Source organism: Rhodococcus sp. P4_E4 (assembly GCF_056401575.1).
Genome location: NZ_JBFUJB010000023.1, coordinates 57,716 through 81,568 on the forward strand (window position 1 = coordinate 57,716; position 23,853 = coordinate 81,568).

Consider the following 23,853-nt stretch of genomic DNA (forward strand, 5'->3'; position numbering starts at 1 on the left):
CGGTTAGGTCTCTACGGAACCGCGATGACTGTCATGGAGCCTGGTGCCACTTCCGTGAAGCCCGCATCACGAACCGCCACAGCCTCCGACCGCTTCAATCGGTCTACTGCCTCGGCCCACTGTTTCGGACTTGCGTCGCGTACCGAGCAGCGAAAGTCGTTCTGCGCCCATGCCCAGCACTGTTTCTCGGACATGGCCGCTGCCAACAACATCGAGGCATGCCCTACCTGTGCCGACGCCTTGCCTACCGTCATCTCGAGCTCCGAGTCGATCCACAGCACCGGAAGACCGGGCTCGGGCTGGCCAGGCTCGTCGTGCTCCAGGTCGGTGCCACCGATCTGCAACTTCTTGATTCGCGGGTCCAGTTCTCCGACCGGCCCGGGAACCAGAGCCCGCGCCTGGGCGCCATCCACGTCGACGGTGATTCCCGGTACCTCTTGCGCGGCGAGCCACTGGGCTCCACGCGCTCGGCGAGACACTTTCCGGATCCGGGCACCCACCCACGCCGAATAGTCCTCGTGCCACGGGCCGGGCTCCCCGTCTTCGGTGAACCCGACGCGTTCGTCCAGGCACAGCGCCACTGCCGCCGTTGCGGCAGCCTCGAGCAGTGCAGTGCGCTTCGGCGGGTCTGCCTTCGGGATGTGGAGAATGATCGGCATCGCCAACACCAGTGCCGGATCCGCGGGATCGTCTCGCCCACCGTACCCAGCGGCCAACACCGCGTGGCGCTCGCGCCAGCGAGAATCGGGATCGGAACTGACTGCTGGATCGGAACTCATGGAATCGGTACGCGTCGTACGCCACCGTCGACGGCGTCCGCAGCCTCGACCTCGTCGCGGGTCACACCGAGAATGAACAGCACAGCATCGAGGAAGGGATGCGACAAAGCCGCGTCCGCGACCTCCCGCAACGCGGGCTTGGCGTTGAACGCCACACCCAGTCCCGCGGCGTTGAGCATGTCGATGTCGTTGGCACCGTCACCGACGGCGACAGTCTGTTCCATCGGCACACCGACCTGATCGGCGAACTTGCGCAGCGCAACGGCCTTCGCGGCGCGGTCGACGATTTCACCGATCACACGTCCGGTCAGCTTGCCGTCGACGATCTCGAGGGTGTTGGCGTGCACGAAGTCCAGTTCGAGTTCGTGTGCGAGGCCTTCGATGACCTGGCGGAAACCGCCGGACACCACGCCGCAGTGGAATCCGAGGCGGCGCAGGGTGCGAATCGTGGTGCGCGCCCCCGGCGTCAGTTCGATGCTCTCTGCCACCTCGTCGATGACGGACGCGTCGAGACCGGCGAGTGTCGCCACACGCTGGTGCAGTGATTCGGTGAAGTCGATCTCGCCGCGCATCGCAGCTTCGGTGACGGCGCGGACCTCGTCCTCGACGCCGGCCTTCGCGGCGAGCATCTCGATGACCTCGCCCTGAACGAGCGTCGAGTCCACGTCGAACACGATCAGACGCTTGGCCCGGCGAGCCAGTCCTGCGCGCTCGACTGCGATGTCGACGTTTTCGAGAGCGGCGACCTCGGCGAGTCCGGTACGCAGCTTCGCGTCGCCGTCGACAGTATCGGCTGCGCTGACGCTGAGTTCGAGGCCGGTGACCGGATAGTCGGCGACACCACGGATGGAGTCGATATTGGCGCCCTGCTTCGCGAGTTCGCGTGCTACCGAGCGCATTGCGCGGGCATTGACGGGGCTGCCGAGAACAACGACCGCGTGAGTGGACACTGCAGGTCGACCTGGATCGGCACCGATTTCGATGTCGACGTTCATTCCGACCGTCGCCATCGCCTGTTCGAGCTCTTCCTGAAGGGCTTCGGGATCGTTCGGGCAGGCCACCATGACGCCGAGTGTCAGTCGACCTCGAATCACCACCTGCTCCACGTCGAGCAGACGCACATCGTGCCGCGACAGTGCCGCGAACAGTACCGAGGTGACGCCAGGGCGGTCCGGCCCGGTCACAGTCACCAGAACAGTGGTGTCAGAGGCACCCACCGAAAACTCCGATCGTTTCTTCGTTCGCGTCTTGATCGTCACTATTGTGCCAAGCGAAAGGCCCCACCCGTTACTCGGGCGGGGCCTTCGCTGATTACTTCAGTGTGTTACTTCGCTCAGGAGCGGCTGTCGGTGCCGGGGTCGCCTTCGTCCCCGACTGTGAGCGGCTCGTGACGAGCATCTTCGAGCACGGTGCTGGCGTTCTTCCCACCGTGACCGGGGCCGACGTGCGCTTCTGCGCGCATTCGCTCCACCATGTGCGGGTAGTGCAGCTCGAAGGCCGGACGCTCGCTGCGGATGCGCGGCAACTCGGTGAAGTTGTGACGCGGCGGCGGGCAGGTTGTCGCCCACTCCAGCGAGTTTCCGTAGCCCCACGGATCGTCGACGGTGACCACTTCGCCGTAGCGGTAACTCTTGAAGACGTTCCAGATGAACGGGAGCGTCGAGGCACCGAGTACGAACGCGAAGATCGTGGACACCGAGTTCAGAACCGTGAACCCGTCCGAGGGCAGGTAGTCGGCGTAACGACGCGGCATACCTTCGGCACCGAGCCAGTGCTGGACGAGGAACGTGCCGTGGAAGCCGACGAACGTGGTCCAGAAGTGCCACTTGCCGAGGCGCTCGTCCATCATGCGGCCGGTCATCTTCGGGAACCAGAAGTAGATACCGGCGTACGTGGCGAACACGACCGTACCGAAGACCACGTAGTGGAAGTGGGCGACGACGAAGTAGCTGTCCGTGACGTGGAAGTCGAGCGGCGGGCTCGCGAGGATGACGCCCGACAGACCACCGAAGAGGAAGGTGATCAGGAAGCCGATCGAGAACAGCATCGGCGATTCGAAGGTCAATTGCCCCTTCCACATCGTGCCGATCCAGTTGAAGATCTTCACACCTGTCGGCACGGCGATCAGGAACGTCATGAACGAGAAGTAGGGCAGGAGAACAGCGCCGGTCGCGTACATGTGGTGAGCCCACACTGCGATCGACAGAGCGGCGATGGCCAACGTTGCGTACACCAGGCCGCTGTAGCCGAAGATCGGCTTACGGCTGAAGACCGGGAAGATCTCCGAGACGATGCCGAAGAACGGCAGCGCGATGATGTACACCTCGGGGTGACCGAAGAACCAGAACAGGTGCTGCCACAGCAGCACACCGCCCGTTGCCGGGTCGAAGATGTGTCCACCGAGATGGCGGTCGACGAACAGGCCCATGAATGCAGCGGTCAGCAGCGGGAACGCCAGCAGGATCAGGATGCTGGTGATGAAGATGTTCCAGGTGAAGATCGGCATGCGGAACATGGTCATACCGGGTGCGCGCAGGCAAATCACGGTGGTGACCATGTTGACGCCACCGAGGATGGTGCCGAGGCCGGCGACAGCCAGACCCAAGACCCACAGGTCGGCGCCGACGCCGGGGCTGTGCAGCGCGCTGGTCAGCGGCGTGTATGCCGTCCAACCGAAGTCTGCTGCGCCACCGGGCGTGACGAATCCGGCCGTCGTGATGATCGCGCCGAACAGGTACAGCCAGTAGCTGAACGCGTTCAGACGCGGGAACGCGACGTCGGGTGCACCGATCTGGAGCGGAAGAATGTAGTTCGCGAAGCCGAAGACGATCGGGGTCGCGTACAGCAGCAGCATGATCGTGCCGTGCATGGTGAACAGCTGGTTGAACTGTTCGTTGGAAAGGAACTGCATGCCGGGTACAGCAAGTTCGGCACGCATCATCAGTGCCATGAGGCCACCGATGAGGAAGAAGGCGATGGAAGTCGCCAAGTACATGATTCCGAGCACCTTGGGATCGGTGGTCGTGATCATCTTGAAAATGAATGAGCCCTTGGGTCCCTGCCGCGGCGGGTAAGGCCTGGCCGGCGCTATCGTGGGGACTGGCTGGGGCGCTACGGCAGTCACTGATCCTCCTGAATGTGCCTTTGGTCGCTCCGCAGACTCCGTCAAAGAGCCCTTGGTTGCGCCCGCAGGGTCCGTCGCCCGGGCTGCGGACAACGGCTTCTGGCTTGCGCTCATCGAATCGTAGACCGTGACTCCGAGGCACCGCGACCCGGTCCTACTCTGCGTCGTACTCGAGCATCCGTTTTTCACGGCACCGAACGAACGACCTGCGGTTTATGTTCCCCCGGGAGTCCGAACCCACTTCCGAATCGGCGTGTCGTGCGCGTCGAAGAATTCGGTCGGTGTCCGTTTTCGGCCAACTCCTCCACTGATAAGGTCACCCTCGCCTAACTCACCTCAGGAGTATTCAGTGAAATTCTTTCCCCGCCGCGCCGCGCTGGTAGCCGTCGCAGCCTCGATCGCCTTGGTCGTTCCAGCCTGCTCGAGTAACGACGAGCCCGCTGCAACCACCACCTCGACCGAGTCGGGCGCATTCCCCCGCACCGTCGAGCACTTCCGCGGAAGCACCGAAATCCCGGCCGCACCCCAGCGGATCGTCGCGCTCGACAACAGCTTCACCGACGCCGTCCTTCTCCTCGAATCCCCGCTCGTCGGCTACGTCGACTACCGCGAGCCCGGTCTGCCCGACTACCTCGGATCCTCGCGGGAGGAATTCGCCGCGGACGCCGTCTCGGTCGGCACGGTCAGCAGTGCAAGCCTCGAGAAGATCGCCGCACTGCAGCCGGACCTCATCATCTCCGCCGAGGTCCGCGACGGGAAGAACTACGAACAACTGTCCGCAATCGCACCCACCGTCTTCACTCAGACGACCGGCCCGACGTGGAAGGACAACATCCGCCTGGTCGGTCAAGCGCTGGGCAAGGAGTCACTGGCCGAGGCGAAGATCACCGAGTACGAAACCCGCGCAGCCATCGTCGGCAAGGAAATCAACGAGAAGGCGAACAACCCGGTCATCTCGGTAGTCCGATTCGCCGGTGAACCGACGGCACGCCTCTACCGCACCACCTCGTTCAGCGGCATCGTCCTCCAGGACGCCGGATTGAAGCGCCCGGACAACCAGGGACCTGACCCCGCCGATGCCGGAAACATCATGATGAAGATCAGCCCCGAGCTGATCAACGAAGCCGACGCGGACGTCATCTTCATCAGCACCTGGCAGGACGCCGAGGGCAAGAGCGCCGAAGCTGCGAAGCCGTTCCTCGAGAGCCCGCTGTGGCAGACCCTTCGAGGACGCAAGGTCGACGTGGACGATTCACGTTGGATGTCGCCGGTCAGCATCCAGGGCGCCCACATGATCCTCGACGACCTCTCGGACACGTTCGAGGTGGACAAGCAGAACAGCTGAGTCGAACAGCTAACCTGAACGGCGCCCGCTCACACAGGAAGCCGTCGACTTGTCTGTTCTCTCACGTACGTCCGTTCTCTCACGCACGTCCGCCCGCACGTCCATTCGTCGTGTCTCGATCCTGGGGATCGCCGCCACGATGCTCGTCCTCGGTGGTTGCTCGTCCGACTCGTCGGACGATCCCGCGAGCACCATCGTCCGGACCACTACGTCGATCGCCGGTGCCGGCGTGATGGGCATCGAACGCGACACCGCCACCGCGTGCCCGACGCCGACGCAAGCCGACCCGGGAGCGGGCCCCGGGGTGAAGCGTCGAGTCGTACACACTGCGGGTGAAACCGAGGTTCCTTCCGATCCCCAACGGATCGTGGTCCTCGACAGCGTCTCGATGGACGCCGTGTGCGCCCTCGGTCTGTGGGAGCGGGTAGTGGGCGCCGCGACCGGTGTCGACTCGCCTCAACCGTCGTACCTCGGTTTCGGCATCTCGGAGATTCCGAGCGTCGGCCCCGTGAGCGCACCCGACGTCAACGCCGTGAAGGCCGCCGCGCCGGACTTGATCCTCGGGTCCAGTCCGGCGTCCGACGGTTTGTACGGGCAACTCGACGCCATCGCCCCCACCGTGTTCGCCGGCGCGGATCCCGTGTACTGGAAAGCGCAGTTCGCCCTCGCCGGCCAGGCACTTGGCCGTTCGTCCGCGGCTGCGACGGAGCTGGACCGCTACCAGCAGGACGTCGTGCAACTCGGCGACGCATTGAATGCATCACAGACGCAGGCATCAGTGGTTCGGTTCGGTTCGAAGGACCTGCAGATCGAGGGTCCCGCATCCTTCGCCGGACAGATCCTCAGCGACGTCGGCGTCCGGCGCCCACCGGCGCAGCGATTGACCGATGCGACCACAGCACCGATTCCGGCCGACGATCTCAGCGCCGCCGAAGGTGACTTGATCTACGTACTCTTCGACGGGCCGAACGGCCGTACCTACGGCACCGAGATCATGAAGAGCGACCAGTGGCAGGACCTCGCCGCCGCCACCGACCGGCGTGTGTTCGTCGCTGAAGACGAAATCTGGAACGGAAACGGGATGACTGCCGCCCGTGCCGTATTGGCGGACTTGAAGGGAACCTTGAACGGATATGCGAGCTGACTGGAACGAACCGCTACTCCCACATTCGAGGCGGCTCGCCACAACTGTGACGGTCGGGTTCTGATCATGCCGATCCCGGAATTCATTGTCGCTTTGCGCGAGAAGGTCGGTCATGCGCCGCTCTGGCTGTCCGGCGTGAGCGTCGTGATCCGCGACGACGACGGCCGGGTCCTGCTCACCCGCCGCGCCGACAACGGTCAGTGGGCCGTCGTGTCCGGCGTTCTCGAGCCCGGAGAGGAACCGTCGGCGGCGGCGGTGCGGGAGGCGAAGGAAGAAACCGGCGTCGACGCCGAATTGATTCGGATCACGAGTGTCGATGTCACAGAACCCATTACGTACCCCAATGGTGACGTGACCCAGTACCTCGACGTCTGCTTCCTGGCCAGGTGGACCGGCGGAGATGCACACGTGGCGGACGACGAAAACCTCGAGGTCGCGTGGTTCGCGCCGAGCGAATTGCCTTCGGACATGACGGAAACCTCGCGTCTGCGCCTCGCAAAAGCATTGCTGGACAAGCCGGAAGCGTGGTTTCTGCGCTGACCCACTCCCCCATCGACGACCGAAGCCCGATTCCCGCGTGTGCAGGAGTCGGGCTTCGGTATATAGGTCGCTCTAGAAATCCCGAGCGGGTCGCTCTAGAAATCCCAGTCGTCGTCTTCGGTGTTGACGGCTTTGCCGATGACGTAGGAGCTTCCCGAGCCGGAGAAGAAGTCGTGATTCTCGTCCGCATTCGGTGAAAGTGCCGACAGGATAGCCGGATTGACGTCCGTCTCGTCCTTCGGGAAGAGGCCTTCGTAGCCGAGATTGTTGAGCGCCTTGTTGGCGTTGTAGCGCAGGAACTTCTTGACATCCTCGGTCAGGCCGACGCCGTCGTAGAGGTCCTGCGTGTAGTCGACCTCGTTCTCGTAGAGCTCGAAGAGCAGCTCGAACGTGTAGTTCTTGAGCTCTTCACGCTCGGCCTCGGTGAGCTGTTCGAGGCCCTTCTGGTACTTGTAGCCGATGTAGTACCCGTGCACGGCCTCGTCGCGGATGATGAGGCGGATGAGGTCTGCGGTGTTGGTGAGCTTGGCTCGCGAGGACCAGTACATCGGCAGGTAGAAGCCGGAGTAGAAGAGGAAGCTCTCGAGGAGCGTCGAGGCGACCTTGCGCTTGAGCGGCGACTCGCCGTTGTAGTAGTCGAGAACGATCTGCGCCTTGCGCTGCAGGTTGGGGTTCTCCTCCGACCAGCGGAACGCGTCGTCGATGTCCGGGGTGGAGCACAGCGTCGAGAAGATCGAGCTGTAACTCTTCGCGTGCACCGATTCCATGAAGGCGATGTTGGTGTACACCGCTTCTTCGTGGGGAGTGATCGCGTCCGGGATGAGGCTGACGGCGCCGACCGTTCCCTGGATGGTGTCGAGCAGCGTCAGGCCCGTGAAGACGCGCATGGTGAGCTGCTGCTCCTGCGCGGTCAGCGTTCCCCAGGACGGGATGTCGTTGGAGACCGGCACCTTTTCGGGCAGCCAGAAATTGCTGACGAGGCGATCCCATACCTCGGCGTCCTTCTCGTCCTGGACGCGATTCCAGTTGATGGCGGAAACGCGACTGACCAGCTTGACCATAATTCCTACCTAGCGAGAGAGATACTGCCGAATGTTGGCTTGCCTGAACACTACCCGTTGTGTCGGGTCCGCGATGCCAACACAACAACATGTGTCGCACGCGCCCCTCCACGAGTACAAAAAATGTGATATCAATTAAATATCACTTACCGATGGAAAGCGAGTCCCGCATGACCAGCACACCCACCGTGGCCGAGAAACCGACCGGAGTCGCCACCACAACGATCGCCGAACGCCCAGGCTGGGACCTGTCCGGCAGCTGGATGCTCCTCGGCGGCGTACTTCTCTTCCTGGCCGGAATCGCGCTGTCCGTCGTTGGCGGAGTTCTGGGACTCTTCGCCCTGATTCCGGTCGGTGTGGTGCTGTTCATCGCGTCACTCCCCCTGCTGATGGGCCTGACCTTGGTGCAACCGAATCAAGCCCGAGTCCTTCAACTCCTGGGAAGCTCGTACAGCGGCACCCTGCGCACGCCGGGCCTGCGATGGACAAATCCGCTGACGGTCCGTCGATCGATCTCTACGCGTATCCGAAACCACGAGACCGGTCAGGCGAAAGTGAACGACGCCGACGGAAATCCCATCGAGATCTCGGCGGTGGTCGTCTGGCAAGTTGCCGACACAGCGCTCGCCTCATTCCAGGTGGACGACTACGAGGAGTTCGTCTCGGTGCAGACCGAGGCGGCAGTCCGCCATATCGCCGGCAGCTACCCGTACGACGCCGAAGGCCGAGTCTCGTTGCGCGAGAACGCCGATATCATCACCACCACCTTGTCGGAGGAGGTTCACGCCCGCGTGCGTGCGGCGGGTGTCGAAGTTATCGAGACACGCATCAACAGGCTCTCGTATGCACCCGAGATCGCCAGCGCAATGCTTCGGCGCCAGCAAGCGGGTGCAGTGATCGCCGCCCGCAAGCAAATCGTCGAAGGCGCGGTGTCCATGGTCGACATGGCACTCAAGCAGCTCGAGGAAAAGCACGTCGTCGAACTCGACGAGGAACGCAAGGCCACAATGATCAGTAACCTTCTGGTCGTGCTGTGCGGCGACCGCGACGCACAACCGGTGCTGAACACCGGTTCGCTCTACCAGTAAAGGAAAGGCCACATGGCCACGGATCCAGCTCCGAGATCGGAGCGTAAGAAGATCCTGCTTCGGTTGGACCCAGCGGTGCACGACGCGCTTGCCCGCTGGGCCGCCGACGATCTCCGAAGTACCAACGCCCAGATCGAGTTTCTCCTTCGGCGCGCACTCACCGAGCACGGTCGAATGCCGAAGAATGCCGGCAAGATGCACGGTCCAGGCCGTCCGCCGGCCTGATACCCCTGTGCGCCTTTTCGGTAGTAACCACTACCCGAAAAGGCGCACGGGGCAGAGCCCTTTACAGCATGCAGGAAACGCAGCCCTCGACCTCGGTGCCTTCGAGTGCCATCTGACGCAGACGGATGTAGTACAGCGTCTTGATGCCCTTACGCCACGCGTAGATCTGCGCCTTGTTGATGTCGCGTGTGGTGGCGGTGTCCTTGAAGAACAGCGTCAGCGACAGGCCCTGGTCGACGTGTTGCGTTGCGGCAGCATAGGTGTCGACGATCTTCTCGTACCCGATTTCGTAGGCATCCTGGTAGTACTCCAGGTTGTCGTTGGTCAGGTAGGGCGCCGGGTAGTAGACGCGACCGATCTTGCCTTCCTTGCGGATCTCGATCTTCGACGCCACCGGGTGGATAGAGCTGGTGGAGTAGTTGATGTACGAGATCGAGCCGGTCGGCGGGACGGCCTGAAGGTTCTGGTTGTAGATACCGTGCTTCTGAACCGAAGCCTTCAGCTCACGCCAGTCGTCCTGGGTGGGGATGTGCAGCTTCGCATCGGCGAAGAGTCCGCGAACCTTGTCGGTTGCAGGCTCCCAGACCTGGTCGGTGTACTTGTCGAAGAATTCACCCGAGGCGTACTTCGACTCCGGGAAACCCTTGAAGTACGAGCCGCGCTCGATGGCGATCTTGTTCGACGCACGCAGTGCGTGGAACAGCACGGTGTAGAAGTAGATGTTCGTGAAGTCGATGCCTTCTTCGCTGCCGTAGAAGATCCGCTCACGAGCGAGGTATCCGTGCAGGTTCATCTGACCGAGGCCGATGGCGTGAGAGTCGTTGTTGCCCTGCTCGATCGACGGCACCGAGTAGATGTGTGTCTGGTCGGACACTGCCGTCAATCCGCGGATCGACACTTCGATGGTCTTCGCGAAGTCGGGCGAGTCCATGGTCTTCGCGATGTTCAGCGAACCCAGGTTGCAGGAGATGTCCTTGCCGACCTTCGAGTAGGACAGGTCGTCGTTGAACAGCGAAGGCGTCGAAACCTGCAGGATCTCCGAGCACAGGTTCGAGTGAGTGATCTTGCCTTCGATCGGGTTTGCCCGGTTCACCGTGTCCTCGAACATGATGTAGGGGTAGCCCGATTCGAACTGCAATTCGGCGACGGTCTGGAAGAACTCGCGAGCCTTGATCTTGGACTTGCGAATTCGCTTGTCGTCGACCATCTCGTAGTACTTCTCGGAGACGTTGATGTCGGAGAACGGAACTCCGTAGATGCGCTCGACGTCGTACGGCGAGAACAGGTACATGTCCTCGTTCTTCTTCGCCAGTTCGAAAGTGATGTCCGGGATCACGACGCCGAGAGAGAGCGTCTTGATGCGGATCTTCTCGTCGGCGTTCTCACGCTTGGTGTCGAGGAAGCGGTAGATGTCGGGGTGGTGCGCATGCAGGTACACGGCGCCGGCGCCCTGACGCGCACCCAACTGGTTGGCGTAGGAGAACGAGTCCTCGAGAAGCTTCATGATCGGGATGACACCCGAACTCTGGTTCTCGATCTTCTTGATCGGTGCGCCGTGCTCACGAACATTGGTGAGCAGCAAGGCAACTCCGCCACCACGCTTGGACAGCTGCAGTGCCGAGTTGATGGAGCGACCGATGGACTCCATGTTGTCTTCGATACGAAGCAGGAAGCAGGACACGGGCTCGCCGCGCTGCTTCTTGCCCGAGTTCAGGAACGTCGGGGTGGCGGGCTGGAAGCGTCCGGCGATGATCTCGTCGACGAGTTCGACGGCCAGGTCTTCGTTGCCTGCGGCCAGGGTGAGCGCAACCATGCAGACACGATCTTCGAAACGCTCGAGGTAGCGCTTACCGTCGAAGGTCTTGAGCGTGTAGGAGGTGTAGTACTTGAATGCACCCAGGAACGTCGGGAAGCGGAACTTCTTGGCGTACGCGTGATCGATCAGGAACTTCACGAAAGTACGTGAGTACTGATCGAGAACCTCGGGCTCGTAATAGTTTTCCTCGACGAGGTAGTCCAGCTTCTCGTCGAGGTTGTGGAAGAACACGGTGTTCTGGTTGACATGCTGCAAGAAGTACTGACGGGCTGCAGCGACATCCATCTCGAACTGGATCTCACCGTTGGCGCCGTACAGGTTGAGCATGGCATTGAGTGCGTGGTAGTCGAGACCGTTGGTGGAATCGCCGCCGCGTGCATCACGCTCTACGCTTCCTGCCGCGATCGTGTCAGTGATGGTTGGCGCCACTGCCCGTGCTCCTTCTCTGTTTCGAGATGATTCCAGAACTCCCCCAAGCCTTCTCGTACTCGGTCGACATCCTCGGCAGTGCCCATGAGTTCGAACCGGTACAGAAAAGGAACGTGGCATTTCTGGGAAATGATGTTTCCTGCATAGCAAAAGGACTCACCGAAATTGGTGTTTCCCGCCGCGATCACTGCTCTGATCAACGACCTGTTGTGTGGATTGTTCAAAAAACGAATGACCGGCTTCGGCACATAACTGGTGTCGCGCCCTGTCACGGTGACCCCGCCACCATAGGTGGGCAGAATCAGCACATAGGGCTCGTTTACACGAAATGAGCCGTCACGGTCATGGATAGGTATACGTGTCGCAGGCAGGCCGAGACGTTGAACGAATCGGTGGGTGTTCTCCGACACGCTGGAAAAATAGACCAGCGAAGTCATCGGTTGTCACCATTTTCTTGTACGGTGCCCGGAACTACTCAGATGTGTCGGCGGAGGTGTCCACCGCCGACACTGCGGCGCTTCAAGCAGCGACGGTCAGGGTCTTGATGCGATCGGGACGGAAACCCGACCAGTGATCTTCACCGGCAACCACGATGGGCGCCTGGAGGTACCCGAGAGCCATGACGTAGTCGCGGGCTTCGGCATCCTCGGTGATGTCGATGATGTTGTATTCGAGACCGGCCTTGTCGAGGGCGCGGTAGGTGGCATTGCACTGAACGCAAGCGGGCTTGGTGTAGACGGTGATGCTCATGAGAGTCCCTCTTTCGCTTAGCCAACAAAGGCCGATGTAGTGATGTTCAGCACCGATTCGACCGATTGCCGGAGTCTCGCTCGAGGCGTTCCGCGTTGTGGTCTCTCAGTGCTCAAGACACTACACCTAGTGGCCGACAGAAACACATAACGCGAGATGTTGTGAGTCACATCGTTGAAATTCCCAGGTAGCCCCAGTTCAGCGCACACATCTTCCGGCGCGTCGGCGTGTCGCCCGTCACATTTCGGCCGCAGGCCCGACAGCATCTGAAAACCACTACTCGGACCTACCATGAGCGTCGTGGAAACACCCCCGAAGGACGAAGCTCCGCGCCACCAGGCAACCGTGACGAGAACGCAGCAGGTGACACCTAAGATGCGCAGAATCACCTTCGGCGGTGCGGGCCTGAGCGACTTCGAGACGAGCGGGAGCCCCGACGAACGGGTGCTCGTCAGATTCCCCCTCGACCCCCCTCACGCCCGTAGTTACACGGTCCGGCGCTGGCAGCCCTCGAAGAACGAACTGGAGATCGACTTCGTTCTCCACGGCCACGGCGGAGCTGCGCTCTGGGCCGAGAATGCGCAACCGGGCGAGACCGTCCATCTTTCGACTGCGAGCGGGTGGTTCAAGCCGCCGGCAGAGTGCGACTGGCTGCTACTCGTCGCCGATCACGCCGCACTGCCTGCGATCGGGCGGATCTTGGAAGAAGCACCCGACGGTCTACCGATCCACGTCATTGCACAGGTGCCCGCGCCGAGCGAACAGCAGACGTTCACGACGCGCGCCGCCGCTAACTACCGATGGATCGACGAAGCAGACTCACTGCTCGCCGAATTGGCTGCCATTCCCCTGCCTCCCGGCGAGGGCTACATCTGGTGCGCAGTCGAGGCCGCGACCGCCAGACGCATCCGCGCCCATCTGCGTCGAACATGGGAAATCCCGGCACCCCGCATGCACGTGATGGGTTACTGGCGGAAGGACAAGGCGAACTGGGAGCGTCGGTACGCCGTCGTCGCCGACCGTATCGATGCCGCGATGGGCGAAGCGATGATGGCCGGCAAGGATTTCGAGTCGGTTCGCGACGCCGTCGACGACGCGATGGAACGCGAAGGGCTTTAGCGCATATGGGCGTGACTCGCATACGAGTGAGGGCCATACCTTCCGGCATGGCCCTCACTCGTGAAACGGATTACGCGTTGACGAGCTGCTTGCTGGCGTCGACGAGGTCGGAGACGACCTTGGAGACCTGAGCGAGCACCTCTGCGTTCTCACGCGGGTGCAGCTCACCGAACAGTGCGCCGGTTCCACCGATGCTCAGTGCGGTGTCCTCGACGACCTTGCCGCCGGCGATGCGGACTGCCTTGGTGGTGTCTTCGTGTGCCCACTTGGCGCCGTTACCGCTGGGCGAAGCGCTGATGACTGCGACAGCCTTGTCCTTGACTGCACCGACACCGTACGGACGCGAGATCCAGTCGATGGCGTTCTTCAGAACAGCGGGGATGGTGCCGTTGTATTCGGGGGTGACGAGCAGGAACGCGTCAGCGTCGCTCGCAGCGGCGCGCAGTGCGTCGACAGCGGGAATGGAAGCACCCTCGACGTCGATGTCTTCGTTGTAGAAGGGGACGTCGGCGAGGCCTTCGAAGACCGTCAGCGTTGCACCCTCGGGTGCGGCGGACACAGCCGTCTCGGCAAGCTGGCGATTGACGGATCCGGCGCGCAGGCTGCCGACGAGAACGAGAACATTGGTCTGTGACATAACGAGATTCCTTCGAGAGTGGTGCGGTTGGTGGCTCCGGTTGAAAGTTATATCAACTAAACGGACCGCGGTCCACTTACATTCCCCGGCCCTGTAACCTGATCCCGTGAGCGCAATCCCCCTCCCCCAGATCGGCGCCGTACCCGTCGAGCGCGGTGACGCAGCACGTAACCGCGTACTTCTGCTCGACGCCGCAGCCCTCCTCGTCGCCGAGCGAGGTGTCGACGCGGTCACGATGGATGCCGTCGCGTGCCGGGCCGGTGTGGGCAAGGGCACAGTTTTTCGGCGCTTCGGCAATCGATCGGGACTGATGCAGGCACTGCTCGATCACACCGAGCGAGAACTGCAGCAGGCATTCATGTTCGGCCCCCCACCGTTGGGTCCTGGCGCGCCGCCGATCGAGCGCCTCATCGCGTTCGGACGAGCCCGGATCGCCATGGTGGAAGTACAGGGCGAAGTCCTCCGAGCGGCGGAAAACGCTCCTGAATACCGCTTCGGCGGTCCGGCCCGGGCGCTCGGCATCGCTCACGTCATCGGACTTCTTCGAGGAGCCGGTGTCGAGGGCGACCTCGATCTGCTCGCTTCAGCACTGTTGGCACCGCTCGAAGCGTCGCTTGTCCTTCATCAGGTGCGCGATCTCGGGATGACCACCGAGCGCCTGGCCGCCGGCTGGGAAGACCTTGCCCGGCGCGTTACTCGATGTTGACTCCCCAGATCCGTCCCACCACTTAATGTGAGCCCATGCGCATCGCAGCTGCCGTCATCGGCCTCCTGACCATCGCCGCGGTAAGCGGTTGCTCCGCGTCGTCCGACTCCCCCGAGGACAAGACGGACCCCTCCGGCCGCGTCTTCATCTCGACCTCCGTCGACGGAACACAAATTCCCGGCGGCGGCCCGCTGACTCTCGATTTCAGCCAAGCGGGTCGAGTGTCCGCGAGCGCCGGATGCAACACGGCAAACGGCTCGATCGAGTTCACCGAAGGCAAGCTGACCACCGGCACCATGGCGTCGACCATGATGGGCTGCCCTCCCGGCATCGCCGAATCCGACGCCTGGACAACAACATTGCTGACCTCCGCGCCGACGTGGAGCCTCGACGGCGACACCCTCACCCTGACATCGGACGACGCCACAGTGACTCTGCAGGACAAGAAGATCGTCACGCCGGATCGACCTCTGCAGGGCACGACGTGGACCGTCACGTCACTCATCAGTCCCGATGCGATCAGTACGAGCCTGGCTCTGGAGACGTCAGCTCCCGAACTCACGATTGCCGCAGACGGTTCGGTCAGCGGAACCACCGGATGCAATCGCATGACCGGAAGCGCCCAGGTATCCGACACCACAGTCACGTTCACGCCGATGGCAACCACGCGAATGGCCTGCCCCGAGGAGAACATGGACATCGAGCGTCAGATCCTGGCGGTACTCGACGGTGAAGTGAGCTACACCGTCGACGCCGACACGCTGACCCTGCGCAAGCCCGACAACACCGGATTGATACTGACTGCGCAGGCTTGACCAGACGCTGCAGGCTCGATCAGACGTTGTCGAGCAGCCAGCGCCCCAATTCGCGGGCGCTGGCATCGATCATCGCGGGCCAGTCCAAGGCCGAGTCGTCCGCGTGATCGCTGACATGTTTGACGAGGCGGCAGGTAGCACCCGCAGCCTGCGCGGCGAATGCGATGGCAAACCCCTCCATGTCGACCAGATCGGCTCGCTGAGCGAGAGCGTCCCGGGTCGCAGTGTCGGCGATAAATGCGTCGCCGGTCGCCAACACCGAGTCGTCACCGCCGGCGAGTACCAAACGGTCCGCGACGTCGTGCCCCAGCGCTCGGATCGCGGTGCTGCTGATGTCGTGATTGATGACAACCCCGGGAACATAGAGGCCACCGTGGTGCGCGTGCAGCGCACCGGCGGTCCCGATGTTGACGACCAGCGGCAGATTCTCCCGCTCGTACCGCGCGAGAGCAGAGGCGACTGCTGTTGCAGCACTGACCTTTCCAATCCCCGTGATCAGCAGTTCGTATCCTTGCGGCACGTATGCCGCTTCCGACTTCGTCGCACTGACCACCAGAACGTTGTTCGCACTCATGTGCGCGACCGTACCGCCCCGGATACGGTGGCACTGCACGCGCCTGCTCACATCGCTAGAGTCCATTCATGGCCACACTGCGTGAAAGCATCATCGAAGAACTCGGCACAAAGCCGACAATCGACGCCGCAGCGGAGGTTCGCGCGCGAGTCCAGTTCCTGAAGGACTACGTGCGCTCGACCCCCGCCAAAGGGTTCGTTCTGGGAATCAGCGGCGGTCAGGACAGCACGCTCGCCGGAGCCCTCGCCCAACGCGCGGTCGCTGAACTTCGTGAAGAAGGCCACGAGGCCGAGTTCGTCGCCGTTCGACTCCCCTATGGCGCGCAGGCCGACGAATCCGATGCTCAGATCGCACTCGGCTTCATCAAGCCGGACCGCTCTCTCACGGTCAACGTCAAGCCTGGCGCCGACGCCACAGCCCGTGAGGCCTCCGAGGCGTTGGGGAACGGCGAACTACGCGACTTCGTCCGTGGCAACATCAAGGCGCGCGAACGAATGGTCATTCAATATGCGATTGCCGGTCAGCTCGGCTACTTGGTGATCGGTACCGACCACGCCGCAGAAGCGATTACCGGCTTCTTCACGAAATTCGGTGACGGCGGCGTCGACATCACGCCGCTCACCGGCCTGAGCAAACGTCAGGGCGCTGCGCTACTGCAGGAATTGCGCGCACCCGAGAGCACGTGGCGCAAGGTGCCGACCGCCGACCTCGAGGACGACCGACCCGCGCTGCCCGACGAAGTTGCCCTCGGCGTCACGTACTCACAGATAGACGACTACCTCGAAGGAAAGGACGTTTCCTCCGAGGTAGCCGAAAAGCTCGAGAAGATGTTCGCCAACACTCGTCACAAGCGCACGGTGCCGGTCACACCCCTGGATGACTGGTGGAAGTAACTCTTACCAGCGACTAGCTACCGAACAGGCTGCCGAAGACGTCGCCCAGCGAACCCGTTCCCGAAGCCGGATCCTTCTTCGCGAAGTTGGTGGTGCATCCGTTGAACTGCACCGCATCGACCAGCGTCGAGGTGGCAGCGGAACCGGTCCCGACACTGACGCCGTAGTGGTCGACTACCGCTTTCGGGTTCGCGGCGACGATGTCAGCCAAAGGCACTGACACGCGGTCCGTGGCGCCGTCGATGTTCTGAGTGCTCCACCACACGCCCTTCTGGAGATCCGCGTGAACGCCGCCGTCAGCCGTCGGCGTCGCGTCCGGTCCCGGGACCCACACCAAGGTGGTGAATCCGTTCTCGAACTTTCCGCCGGTGGTTCCGGTGAGGCGGAGCTGGAACGCCGCAGTCGGCGTGGCGGCGCGCTCGGCAAAGCCGATCGCCTTGCTGACTGCGTCGGACAGCTTGATACCGCCGGCCGAATGGTAGGAAACCGAACGATCGCCGGTACCGTCGACGGCCAGCTTCAGTGAACCGTCCTTGTCGAGAACGTTGTCGGCCGAGTACCACGCGGTCTGATCCTTCTCGTCGGTGAACGGGATGCCCCACCCGTTCGGCGTCGCTTCGGTGGACAGGGTCGAGCACGAGGCTTCCGGCGCAGAAGAGCCGAGAGAACCGGTGGACGGAAGCGCAGTAGCAATTGCCGGAGCGGTGAGTGCAGCTGCCCCGAGGAGCGCTACGACGACTCCGACACGGCGCGTGGAATTAATCGACATTGAAATACCTTTCACATATCCCGAGTGGAATTGCGCCAAAATTAACACATGTCGACAATTACCAACAGCGAAGGTATTTCTTTTGTCATCCAAACAGATGACAATTCACCTGGGCAATTAGAAGTGCATTTACTCCCCCAAAAGTAGGAGAAACTAAACAAAACGACCAATGCTGGACAATTGACCAACAATGGAGAAAACGGAGATAGATGCCACTTGAGCTGGAGTGATCAAGATATAAATATTTGGACCGGGAAACCGAAAAAGGACCATACGTCGGCAGCCCACAAATAGCTACGCCTGCAATTCTCGGACTAGCCTCCAGCGAAAGGCGGAAGAATATCGACAGCGCTACCGGAGGCTCGAGAGACGTCGCGGGTCAACTCGTCACCGACGAGGAAAGCCGAGACCGACAGCACTCGCTCCATCTCCGGTCCGTATCGCCCGACCAAAACCGCCACCAACTCGGCAAGTGTGTTGTCGGGCGAAATGGCGACTACCTCGCTACGGCAACCGGATACATCCGCTGCAGCAGCAAAGTAACGAACCGAGATCGAATGCGGATCAGCCACCGATCGCTCCCATACTTCTTTCGGGCGGAACGAAGTCCGCGGCGTCGATGCCGTGCCCTGCCCATTTGTTCCACATCGCACCGCGCCACAAATCCGCAAGTTCGTCGTCACTTGCTCCCGATCTGAGCGCCGCGCGCAGATCAACTTCACGGTCACTGAACAAACATGACCGAATTGTTCCCTCTGCTGTCATTCGCGTCCGATCGCAATCACTGCAGAACGAGCGCGTCACCGAAGCGATGATCCCCACCGTCATTTCATTTCCGTTGACACGCCATTCTTCAGCAGGAGCCGACGGGTCTTCGCGACCGATTGCGGCCAATTCGAAACGGTCACTCAATACCGACAGCAATTCAGCCGCAGTCACCATGTTCTCGCGCGCCCAAGCATGGTCTGCATCGAGAGGCATCTGTTCGATGAACCGCAATTCGACTCCGGCGTCGAGGCACCACTGTAAAAGGTCCGCCGCGCCGTGGAGCGTTTCGCGCATGAGAACGGCATTTACCTTGAGCGGCGCAAGGCCAGCCACCGCGGCCGCTCGGATTCCCGCGAGAACCGAAGGCAACCTGTCTCGCCGCGTCAATTCCGCGAAGTGCGCGCGATCAACCGAATCCAGGGAAACATTGACGCGGGTCAAACCAGCTGCAGCCAGCTTTGCGGCACGATGTTCGAGCCCAACGGCGTTGGTGGTCATGGCAAGTGGAATTCCTGGCACGCGCGCGGCGCACCCAGCGATGATCTTTTCGAGGTCACTACGCATCAGCGGTTCGCCGCCGGTGAACCTCACCTCGCGAATACCGACTCGTTCGACACCGATTCCGACTACTCGAACGATCTCGTCGGCACTCAGAAGGTCTTCCGCAGCGATGGCCGGCAAGCCTTCCTCCGGCATGCAATACGTGCAACGAAGTGAACACTTCTCGGTGATCGAGACTCGCAGATCTCTGGCAACACGCCCGAACCTGTCGACCAGGAGATCCGTCTCGGGACGACCGGCGAGGGAGGCAGCGTCAAACCGCACGGTGGGAATTCCCATCGAGACCACTGTCATCACTTCACCAACTTCCGTATTGCTCCAGTATGACCGAAAGCCGTACTCCGTGTGTCGGACGGACCACACCGCCTAGGATCAAAACATGTCGAGGTTGTCGAGGTTACTGTCATGAGCGCGCGTTCGGTCGAGGAACACGCTGCGCACATCTCCGGATTGCTCACCGGCCTGCACACCCTCTCTCCGTCGGCGGTTCCGACGGCAGAAGCGTTGGGGCGCATAACTTGCTCGGATATCGCATCGCCGGTGGACCTGCCCCTCTTCCGCAACTCACAGATGGACGGATATGCGGTCGATGCTGCTTCTGTGGCCTCGGTTCCGACCACACTGACGGTTCGAGGCGTGATCGCCGCTGGAAGCGGAAAACCACCGAAACACCTTCCAGGATCGGCATTTCGCATCATGACCGGTGCGCCGCTCCCCGAGGGTGCCGACGCCGTCGTTCCCGTCGAGGACACCACGGGCGTCACCGAACACGTGGTCACCATCGAACGGGGCAGGTCTGTAGGCGAATTCGTTCGCGAACGTGGCAGTGACATCACTGCCGGAATGCTACTGGTCACGGCCGGAACACACTTGGAACCTCGCCATATCGCCGCGCTGAGTGCTGTGGGCCTGGCCTCGCTCGACACGTACACGAAGCCACGGGCCGCGATAATTACGACGGGCGCCGAACTGAAAAGTGCCGGAACAACTCTCGAACCCGGCGAGATCTACGATTCCAACGGCCCAGCTTTGGCAACATTGGCCGAAGCCAACGGCGCCGATGTCGTCTCCGTCGCCCGAAGCAGCGACGACCCCGCCGAGTTCCGCGAATTACTCTCGTACGCAACCTCGGTCGCCGATCTGGTTTTCACCTCCGGTGGGGTGTCCATGGGCGACTTCGAGGTGGTGAAGGAAACTCTCACCCCTCTGGGTGCACACTTCGGCCACGTCGCAATGCAACCTGGTGGCCCGCAAGGCACTGCAGTCGTGAACGAAGTGCCGGTCCTGAGTTTCCCGGGCAACCCGGTCAGCACGATGGTCTCGTTCGAGGTCTTCGCCCGCGGCGAACTGCGCCGGGCCGCGGGTCTGCCCGAGATCCCGCGCGAACGGCTGCCACTTACTGCACCGCTGCGTTCGGTGGATGGCAAGCGCCAGTTCCTGCGCGCGCGTAGAACTGCGGACGGTATCGAACTCGTGGCCGGACCCGGCTCGCACCTCGTTGCAGCAATGGCGTGGGCCGACGTCCTGATCGACGTCCCCGCTGCCGTGACCGAACTCGGAGCGGGCGATCTCGTCGATGTCCTCCCGCTCTCGACTTCCTCGTTTTGATTCACTCGATCTGATTCAAAGGACACTCATGACCGAATTGACACACGTCGACAGCGAAGGCCGAGCGCGCATGGTCGACGTCAGCGCCAAGGCCGAGACGATGCGCATCGCCGTCGCTGCCGGTGAACTCGTCACGACCGCCGAGGTAGTTCGCCTCGTCCGCGCCGACGGCATGCCCAAGGCCGATGTCCTCACCACCGCGCGCATTGCCGGAATCGCCGGTGCAAAAAAGACGTCAGAGCTGATCCCGTTGTGTCATCAGCTCGCGCTTTCGTCGGTCAAGGTGGAATTCGGGTTCACCGAAACCTCGATCACCGTCGAAGCGACGGCAAAGACTCGCGGACAGACCGGCGTCGAGATGGAAGCACTCACCGCCGTCGCGGTAGCCGGCCTGACCTTGCACGACATGGTCAAAGCGGTCGATCCCGGAGCCACCATGAACGGTGTTCGCCTGCTCACCAAAGACGGTGGTAAACACGGACATTGGACCCGCGACACTCAGAACTCACAGACATCTCCGGCGCACGCCTTCGCCTCGCCACGGTCCGCAACCGTCCTCGTCGCTTCCACCGGCGGTGCCAACGGAACCAGACCCGACACCACCGGACCGACGATCGCAGCCTGGCTACGCGAGCGGGACTTCGAGGTGCGTGGACCGCTTGTGTACGCCGACGCAGACATCGCGGCAGGCATCGCTGACGCCAAGGAGGGCTCCCCGTCGCTTGTCATCAGCACCGGCGGCACCGGTGCTTCCCCCACGGATGCAACGCCGGAAGCTACCCGGGCAGTCTTGACCCGTGAGTTGCCCGGGGTCGCAGAAGCGATCCGAACCAAGGGCCTCGAGAAGACCCCGCACGCGTCACTGAGCCGTGGTGTGGCAGGTCTCACAGGTACGACGGTCATCGTCAATCTTCCGGGTTCTCCCGGTGGAGTGAAGGACGGTCTCGCCGTCCTCGAACCCATCATCGATCACCTGCTCGCGCAGGTCGCAGGCGGAGGAGCACACGATGAGTGAGCTACTGGCTCGGATCTCCGAGCAACCGATTCACGCAGACACCGTCGACGCCGCCGTTGCCGGTCCGAAGAACGGCGCTGTTGTGGTGTTCACGGGAACGGTGCGCAATCACGATGGAGGTCAAGCAGTTTCAGCGTTGGAGTACCAGGCACACCCGGACGCGGAACGCTTTCTCGAGACGTGCTGCCAAGAGGTTGCAGCCTCGACCGGCCTGCCGGTTGCCGCGATCCATCGCGTCGGCCACCTCGAGATCGGTGACCTCGCACTGGTCGCCGCCGTCGCCGCCCCGCATCGAGCGGAGGCGTTCGCCGCGTGCGCCGAACTGGTGGAGCGCATCAAGCACGAGGTACCGATCTGGAAGCGGCAACACTTCGCAAACGGCGTCTCCGAATGGGTCGGGTTGTAGGTCGAACGCTCCGAGAAGGTAGAGTTGCGATCACTAGGTGCCTGAAATCGGGCATCCAGCGTCGTAGAACGCAAATTTTCTTGCTGAGTGCTCAATGCACCCGCTCTTCTTACGGCGAAGAAGCCTGCCGACCGGCAGCGCCGCCACCACTGTGCTTGATTGTTCGACCGGTTAATTCCCGTGTCGGCATCCGGGCACGAACACGTGCCCGAAAGGCTCTGAATACACTTGTCTGACATCTCTACGCCCGCTACCACCTTCGCAGCCCTCGGTGTGCGCGCACCGCTGGTGAAAGCTCTCGAAGACGGCGGAATCACTTCTCCGTTCCCGATCCAGATCGACACCCTCCCCGACACTCTTTCGGGGCGCGACGTACTGGGCCGCGGAAAGACCGGAAGCGGCAAGACCCTCGCGTTCTCCATCCCCATGGTCTCCCGCCTCGCCGGCGAACTGTCCGGGGGCAAGCGTCGTCCGGGTCGACCGCTCGGCCTGGTGCTCGCACCGACGCGTGAGCTCGCCACCCAGATCACCGCAACCCTCGAACCGTTGGCCGCCGCATACGACTTGCGCGTGACCACCATCTTCGGTGGCGTCTCGCAGCACCGCCAGGTTCAGGCTCTCAAGGCCGGAGTCGACATCGTCGTCGCCTGCCCCGGTCGCCTCGAAGACCTCATGAAGCAGAAATTCGTCAGCCTCGACGCCGTCGAGATCACCGTGCTCGACGAGGCCGACCACATGGCCGACCTCGGCTTCCTGCCCGTCGTCACCCGCATCCTCTCGTCCACCCCGCAGGACGGGCAGCGCCTTCTGTTCTCGGCAACGCTGGACAACGGCGTCGACAAGCTCGTCAAGCGTTTCCTCAAGAACGAGGTCATGCATTCGGTCGACGAGGCCAACTCCCCCGTCGCAGCGATGACGCACCACGTGTTCGACGTCGACGGCGTCGAAGCCAAGAAGGCTCTGGTCGAGAAGCTCGCTTCCGGTACCGGTCGTCGCATCCTGTTCATGCGCACCAAGCACCAGGCACGCAAGTTGGCTCGCCAGCTCACCGAGTCGGGCATCCCATCAGTGGACCTGCACGGCAACCTCTCTCAGGCCGCTCGCGACCGTAACCTGGCGGCATTCTCCGCCGGTGAAGCGCGCGTCCTCGTCGCCACCGACGTCGCAGCGCGCGGCGTCCACGTCGACGACGTCGAGTTGGTCGTCCACGTCGATCCGCCGGCCGAGCACAAGGCGTACCTGCACCGCAGTGGTCGCACCGCTCGCGCAGGCAGCGCCGGCGACGTGGTCACCGTGGTTCTGCCCGAGCAGCGTAAGGATCTCGCGATCCTCATGCGTAAGGCAGCCATCAAGGTGACCCCGGTTCGTTCGACTGCCAACTCCGAGCACGTCGTCAAGTTGGTCGGCGACATCGCACCGCACGTCACGCCGGCTCCGAAGGCTCCGGCCCAGCCGAACGGTGGACGCGGACAGCGTCCCGCCGGCCAGGGTGGACGCGGCGGCGCAGCACGTTCGGGTCAGGCTCGCTCCGGACAGGGCGGTCAGTCACGCGGTGCTCGCACCGGCGGAGTTGCCCGTCAGGAACATGCAGGCGGCGGCGCTCGCCGTCCCCGCACCGGCGGCGGCGCTCGCACCGCAGGCTCCACCGGGGGCCGTCCCGCGCGCTAGGCCACCCGGTACA

Annotated in this window: 25 protein-coding genes; 13 read left to right on the top strand and 12 right to left on the bottom strand. The window is 62.5% G+C overall.

Annotated features, from left to right (window positions below; translation table 11 throughout):
• Nucleotides 1-11: 11 nt before the first annotated feature.
• The 3 genes from AC1DVN_RS24145 to ctaD form a co-directional block, all read right to left on the bottom strand.
• Nucleotides 12-779, bottom strand: coding sequence for an aminoacyl-tRNA hydrolase (locus AC1DVN_RS24145; protein ID WP_046378372.1), 768 nt, complete (start codon nt 777-779; stop codon nt 12-14).
• Nucleotides 776-1,996, bottom strand: coding sequence for a phosphoserine phosphatase SerB (serB, locus tag AC1DVN_RS24150; protein ID WP_020969288.1), 1,221 nt, complete (start codon nt 1,994-1,996; stop codon nt 776-778). Before serB ends, AC1DVN_RS24145 begins: the two co-directional genes overlap by 4 nt.
• Nucleotides 1,997-2,112: 116 nt before the next feature.
• Nucleotides 2,113-3,903 (bottom strand): aa3-type cytochrome oxidase subunit I, encoded by a 1,791-nt coding sequence (gene ctaD, locus AC1DVN_RS24155; RefSeq protein WP_020907234.1) that lies wholly within the window; start codon nt 3,901-3,903, stop codon nt 2,113-2,115.
• Between the two features lie 349 nt (nt 3,904-4,252).
• Between ctaD and AC1DVN_RS24160 the strand changes: the two genes are divergently transcribed.
• From AC1DVN_RS24160 to AC1DVN_RS24170, 3 genes are all read left to right on the top strand, one after another.
• Nucleotides 4,253-5,248: an ABC transporter substrate-binding protein gene (locus AC1DVN_RS24160; RefSeq protein ID WP_097387516.1), complete on the top strand. Its 996-nt coding sequence runs from the start codon at nt 4,253-4,255 to the stop codon at nt 5,246-5,248.
• A 49-nt stretch (nt 5,249-5,297) separates the two neighbouring features.
• Nucleotides 5,298-6,392 (top strand): iron-siderophore ABC transporter substrate-binding protein, encoded by a 1,095-nt coding sequence (locus tag AC1DVN_RS24165; protein WP_214500023.1) that lies wholly within the window; start codon nt 5,298-5,300, stop codon nt 6,390-6,392.
• 66 nt (nt 6,393-6,458) lie between these two features.
• Nucleotides 6,459-6,932: an NUDIX hydrolase gene (locus AC1DVN_RS24170; RefSeq protein ID WP_019747889.1), complete on the top strand. Its 474-nt coding sequence runs from the start codon at nt 6,459-6,461 to the stop codon at nt 6,930-6,932.
• 95 nt (nt 6,933-7,027) lie between these two features.
• Here AC1DVN_RS24170 and nrdF read toward each other — a convergent pair whose 3' ends face one another.
• The gene (gene nrdF, locus AC1DVN_RS24175; RefSeq protein ID WP_003944744.1) at nt 7,028-7,993 is read right to left on the bottom strand and encodes a class 1b ribonucleoside-diphosphate reductase subunit beta; all 966 of its coding nucleotides are present in this window, start codon (nt 7,991-7,993) and stop codon (nt 7,028-7,030) included.
• Between the two features lie 170 nt (nt 7,994-8,163).
• Here nrdF and AC1DVN_RS24180 point away from each other — a divergent pair, with 170 nt between their 5' ends.
• Both AC1DVN_RS24180 and AC1DVN_RS24185 read left to right on the top strand, forming a co-directional pair.
• On the top strand, nt 8,164-9,081 hold the full coding sequence (locus tag AC1DVN_RS24180) for an SPFH domain-containing protein (protein WP_003944699.1): 918 nt from the start codon (nt 8,164-8,166) through the stop codon (nt 9,079-9,081).
• Between the two features lie 12 nt (nt 9,082-9,093).
• Nucleotides 9,094-9,306, top strand: a complete 213-nt coding sequence (locus AC1DVN_RS24185; protein ID WP_003944723.1) for a type II toxin-antitoxin system antitoxin — start codon at nt 9,094-9,096, stop codon at nt 9,304-9,306.
• 61 nt (nt 9,307-9,367) lie between these two features.
• On the opposite strand, the gene nrdE is transcribed toward AC1DVN_RS24185, so the two are convergent.
• From nrdE to nrdH, 3 genes are all read right to left on the bottom strand, one after another.
• Nucleotides 9,368-11,551, bottom strand: coding sequence for a class 1b ribonucleoside-diphosphate reductase subunit alpha (nrdE, locus tag AC1DVN_RS24190; RefSeq protein ID WP_029255087.1), 2,184 nt, complete (start codon nt 11,549-11,551; stop codon nt 9,368-9,370).
• Nucleotides 11,509-11,988, bottom strand: coding sequence for a class Ib ribonucleoside-diphosphate reductase assembly flavoprotein NrdI (gene nrdI, locus AC1DVN_RS24195; protein ID WP_019747887.1), 480 nt, complete (start codon nt 11,986-11,988; stop codon nt 11,509-11,511). Before nrdI ends, nrdE begins: the two co-directional genes overlap by 43 nt.
• Nucleotides 11,989-12,070: 82 nt before the next feature.
• Nucleotides 12,071-12,301, bottom strand: coding sequence for a glutaredoxin-like protein NrdH (nrdH, locus tag AC1DVN_RS24200; RefSeq protein ID WP_019747886.1), 231 nt, complete (start codon nt 12,299-12,301; stop codon nt 12,071-12,073).
• Between the two features lie 291 nt (nt 12,302-12,592).
• On the opposite strand from nrdH, the gene AC1DVN_RS24205 reads away from it, so the two are divergent.
• On the top strand, nt 12,593-13,420 hold the full coding sequence (locus AC1DVN_RS24205) for a siderophore-interacting protein (RefSeq protein ID WP_477846047.1): 828 nt from the start codon (nt 12,593-12,595) through the stop codon (nt 13,418-13,420).
• A gap of 70 nt (nt 13,421-13,490) precedes the next feature.
• Here the strand turns inward: AC1DVN_RS24205 and AC1DVN_RS24210 are convergent, their stop codons facing one another.
• Nucleotides 13,491-14,057, bottom strand: a complete 567-nt coding sequence (locus tag AC1DVN_RS24210) for an NAD(P)H-dependent oxidoreductase (RefSeq protein WP_019747884.1) — start codon at nt 14,055-14,057, stop codon at nt 13,491-13,493.
• Nucleotides 14,058-14,163: 106 nt separating this feature from the next.
• Here AC1DVN_RS24210 and AC1DVN_RS24215 point away from each other — a divergent pair, with 106 nt between their 5' ends.
• Together AC1DVN_RS24215 and AC1DVN_RS24220 are read left to right on the top strand one after the other, a co-directional pair.
• Nucleotides 14,164-14,763 (top strand): TetR/AcrR family transcriptional regulator, encoded by a 600-nt coding sequence (locus AC1DVN_RS24215; RefSeq protein WP_019747883.1) that lies wholly within the window; start codon nt 14,164-14,166, stop codon nt 14,761-14,763.
• A 35-nt stretch (nt 14,764-14,798) separates the two neighbouring features.
• Nucleotides 14,799-15,578 (top strand): META domain-containing protein, encoded by a 780-nt coding sequence (locus AC1DVN_RS24220; RefSeq protein WP_070796204.1) that lies wholly within the window; start codon nt 14,799-14,801, stop codon nt 15,576-15,578.
• Nucleotides 15,579-15,597: 19 nt separating this feature from the next.
• On the opposite strand, the gene AC1DVN_RS24225 is transcribed toward AC1DVN_RS24220, so the two are convergent.
• A complete protein-coding gene (locus tag AC1DVN_RS24225; RefSeq protein ID WP_019747881.1) occupies nt 15,598-16,152 on the bottom strand; it encodes a nucleosidase in 555 nt (184 codons plus the stop codon).
• Between the two features lie 68 nt (nt 16,153-16,220).
• On the opposite strand from AC1DVN_RS24225, the gene nadE reads away from it, so the two are divergent.
• On the top strand, nt 16,221-17,045 hold the full coding sequence (nadE, locus tag AC1DVN_RS24230; RefSeq protein ID WP_046378368.1) for an ammonia-dependent NAD(+) synthetase: 825 nt from the start codon (nt 16,221-16,223) through the stop codon (nt 17,043-17,045).
• Between the two features lie 13 nt (nt 17,046-17,058).
• Here the strand turns inward: nadE and AC1DVN_RS24235 are convergent, their stop codons facing one another.
• From AC1DVN_RS24235 to moaA, 3 genes are all read right to left on the bottom strand, one after another.
• Entirely contained in the window at nt 17,059-17,814 is a 756-nt protein-coding gene (locus tag AC1DVN_RS24235; RefSeq protein WP_477994290.1) for a hypothetical protein, read from the bottom strand.
• A 314-nt stretch (nt 17,815-18,128) separates the two neighbouring features.
• The gene (locus AC1DVN_RS24240; protein ID WP_003944706.1) at nt 18,129-18,386 is read right to left on the bottom strand and encodes a MoaD/ThiS family protein; all 258 of its coding nucleotides are present in this window, start codon (nt 18,384-18,386) and stop codon (nt 18,129-18,131) included.
• Nucleotides 18,379-19,437: a GTP 3',8-cyclase MoaA gene (moaA, locus tag AC1DVN_RS24245; RefSeq protein ID WP_477994291.1), complete on the bottom strand. Its 1,059-nt coding sequence runs from the start codon at nt 19,435-19,437 to the stop codon at nt 18,379-18,381. Before moaA ends, AC1DVN_RS24240 begins: the two co-directional genes overlap by 8 nt.
• 111 nt (nt 19,438-19,548) lie before the next feature.
• On the opposite strand from moaA, the gene AC1DVN_RS24250 reads away from it, so the two are divergent.
• The 4 genes from AC1DVN_RS24250 to AC1DVN_RS24265 all read left to right on the top strand — a co-directional run bounded on the left by AC1DVN_RS24250 (nt 19,549) and on the right by AC1DVN_RS24265 (nt 23,840).
• Nucleotides 19,549-20,751 (top strand): molybdopterin molybdotransferase MoeA, encoded by a 1,203-nt coding sequence (locus AC1DVN_RS24250; RefSeq protein ID WP_477994292.1) that lies wholly within the window; start codon nt 19,549-19,551, stop codon nt 20,749-20,751.
• Nucleotides 20,752-20,779: 28 nt separating this feature from the next.
• Nucleotides 20,780-21,766, top strand: coding sequence for a bifunctional molybdenum cofactor biosynthesis protein MoaC/MoaB (moaCB, locus tag AC1DVN_RS24255; RefSeq protein ID WP_378667093.1), 987 nt, complete (start codon nt 20,780-20,782; stop codon nt 21,764-21,766).
• Nucleotides 21,759-22,172, top strand: a complete 414-nt coding sequence (locus tag AC1DVN_RS24260) for a molybdenum cofactor biosynthesis protein MoaE (protein WP_003944730.1) — start codon at nt 21,759-21,761, stop codon at nt 22,170-22,172. Before moaCB ends, AC1DVN_RS24260 begins: the two co-directional genes overlap by 8 nt.
• Before the next feature lie 228 nt (nt 22,173-22,400).
• Entirely contained in the window at nt 22,401-23,840 is a 1,440-nt protein-coding gene (locus tag AC1DVN_RS24265; RefSeq protein ID WP_019747875.1) for a DEAD/DEAH box helicase, read from the top strand.
• The last annotated feature ends 13 nt before the right edge of the window (nt 23,841-23,853 follow it).

Coding starts and splice junctions, on each gene's coding strand:
- nrdI (WP_019747887.1), bottom strand. CDS start 11,988: ATGACTTCGCTGGTCTATTTTTCCAGCGTGTCGGAGAACACCCACCGA.
- moaCB (WP_378667093.1), top strand. CDS start 20,780: ATGACCGAATTGACACACGTCGACAGCGAAGGCCGAGCGCGCATGGTC.
- AC1DVN_RS24205 (WP_477846047.1), top strand. CDS start 12,593: ATGAGCGTCGTGGAAACACCCCCGAAGGACGAAGCTCCGCGCCACCAG.
- AC1DVN_RS24145 (WP_046378372.1), bottom strand. CDS start 779: ATGAGTTCCGATCCAGCAGTCAGTTCCGATCCCGATTCTCGCTGGCGC.
- AC1DVN_RS24170 (WP_019747889.1), top strand. CDS start 6,459: ATGCCGATCCCGGAATTCATTGTCGCTTTGCGCGAGAAGGTCGGTCAT.
- nrdF (WP_003944744.1), bottom strand. CDS start 7,993: ATGGTCAAGCTGGTCAGTCGCGTTTCCGCCATCAACTGGAATCGCGTC.
- AC1DVN_RS24235 (WP_477994290.1), bottom strand. CDS start 17,814: ATGTCGATTAATTCCACGCGCCGTGTCGGAGTCGTCGTAGCGCTCCTC.
- AC1DVN_RS24220 (WP_070796204.1), top strand. CDS start 14,799: ATGCGCATCGCAGCTGCCGTCATCGGCCTCCTGACCATCGCCGCGGTA.
- AC1DVN_RS24180 (WP_003944699.1), top strand. CDS start 8,164: ATGACCAGCACACCCACCGTGGCCGAGAAACCGACCGGAGTCGCCACC.
- AC1DVN_RS24260 (WP_003944730.1), top strand. CDS start 21,759: ATGAGTGAGCTACTGGCTCGGATCTCCGAGCAACCGATTCACGCAGAC.
- AC1DVN_RS24210 (WP_019747884.1), bottom strand. CDS start 14,057: ATGTCACAGACCAATGTTCTCGTTCTCGTCGGCAGCCTGCGCGCCGGA.
- nrdH (WP_019747886.1), bottom strand. CDS start 12,301: ATGAGCATCACCGTCTACACCAAGCCCGCTTGCGTTCAGTGCAATGCC.
- nadE (WP_046378368.1), top strand. CDS start 16,221: ATGGCCACACTGCGTGAAAGCATCATCGAAGAACTCGGCACAAAGCCG.
- AC1DVN_RS24225 (WP_019747881.1), bottom strand. CDS start 16,152: ATGAGTGCGAACAACGTTCTGGTGGTCAGTGCGACGAAGTCGGAAGCG.
- moaA (WP_477994291.1), bottom strand. CDS start 19,437: ATGACAGTGGTCTCGATGGGAATTCCCACCGTGCGGTTTGACGCTGCC.
- AC1DVN_RS24250 (WP_477994292.1), top strand. CDS start 19,549: ATGAGCGCGCGTTCGGTCGAGGAACACGCTGCGCACATCTCCGGATTG.
- AC1DVN_RS24185 (WP_003944723.1), top strand. CDS start 9,094: ATGGCCACGGATCCAGCTCCGAGATCGGAGCGTAAGAAGATCCTGCTT.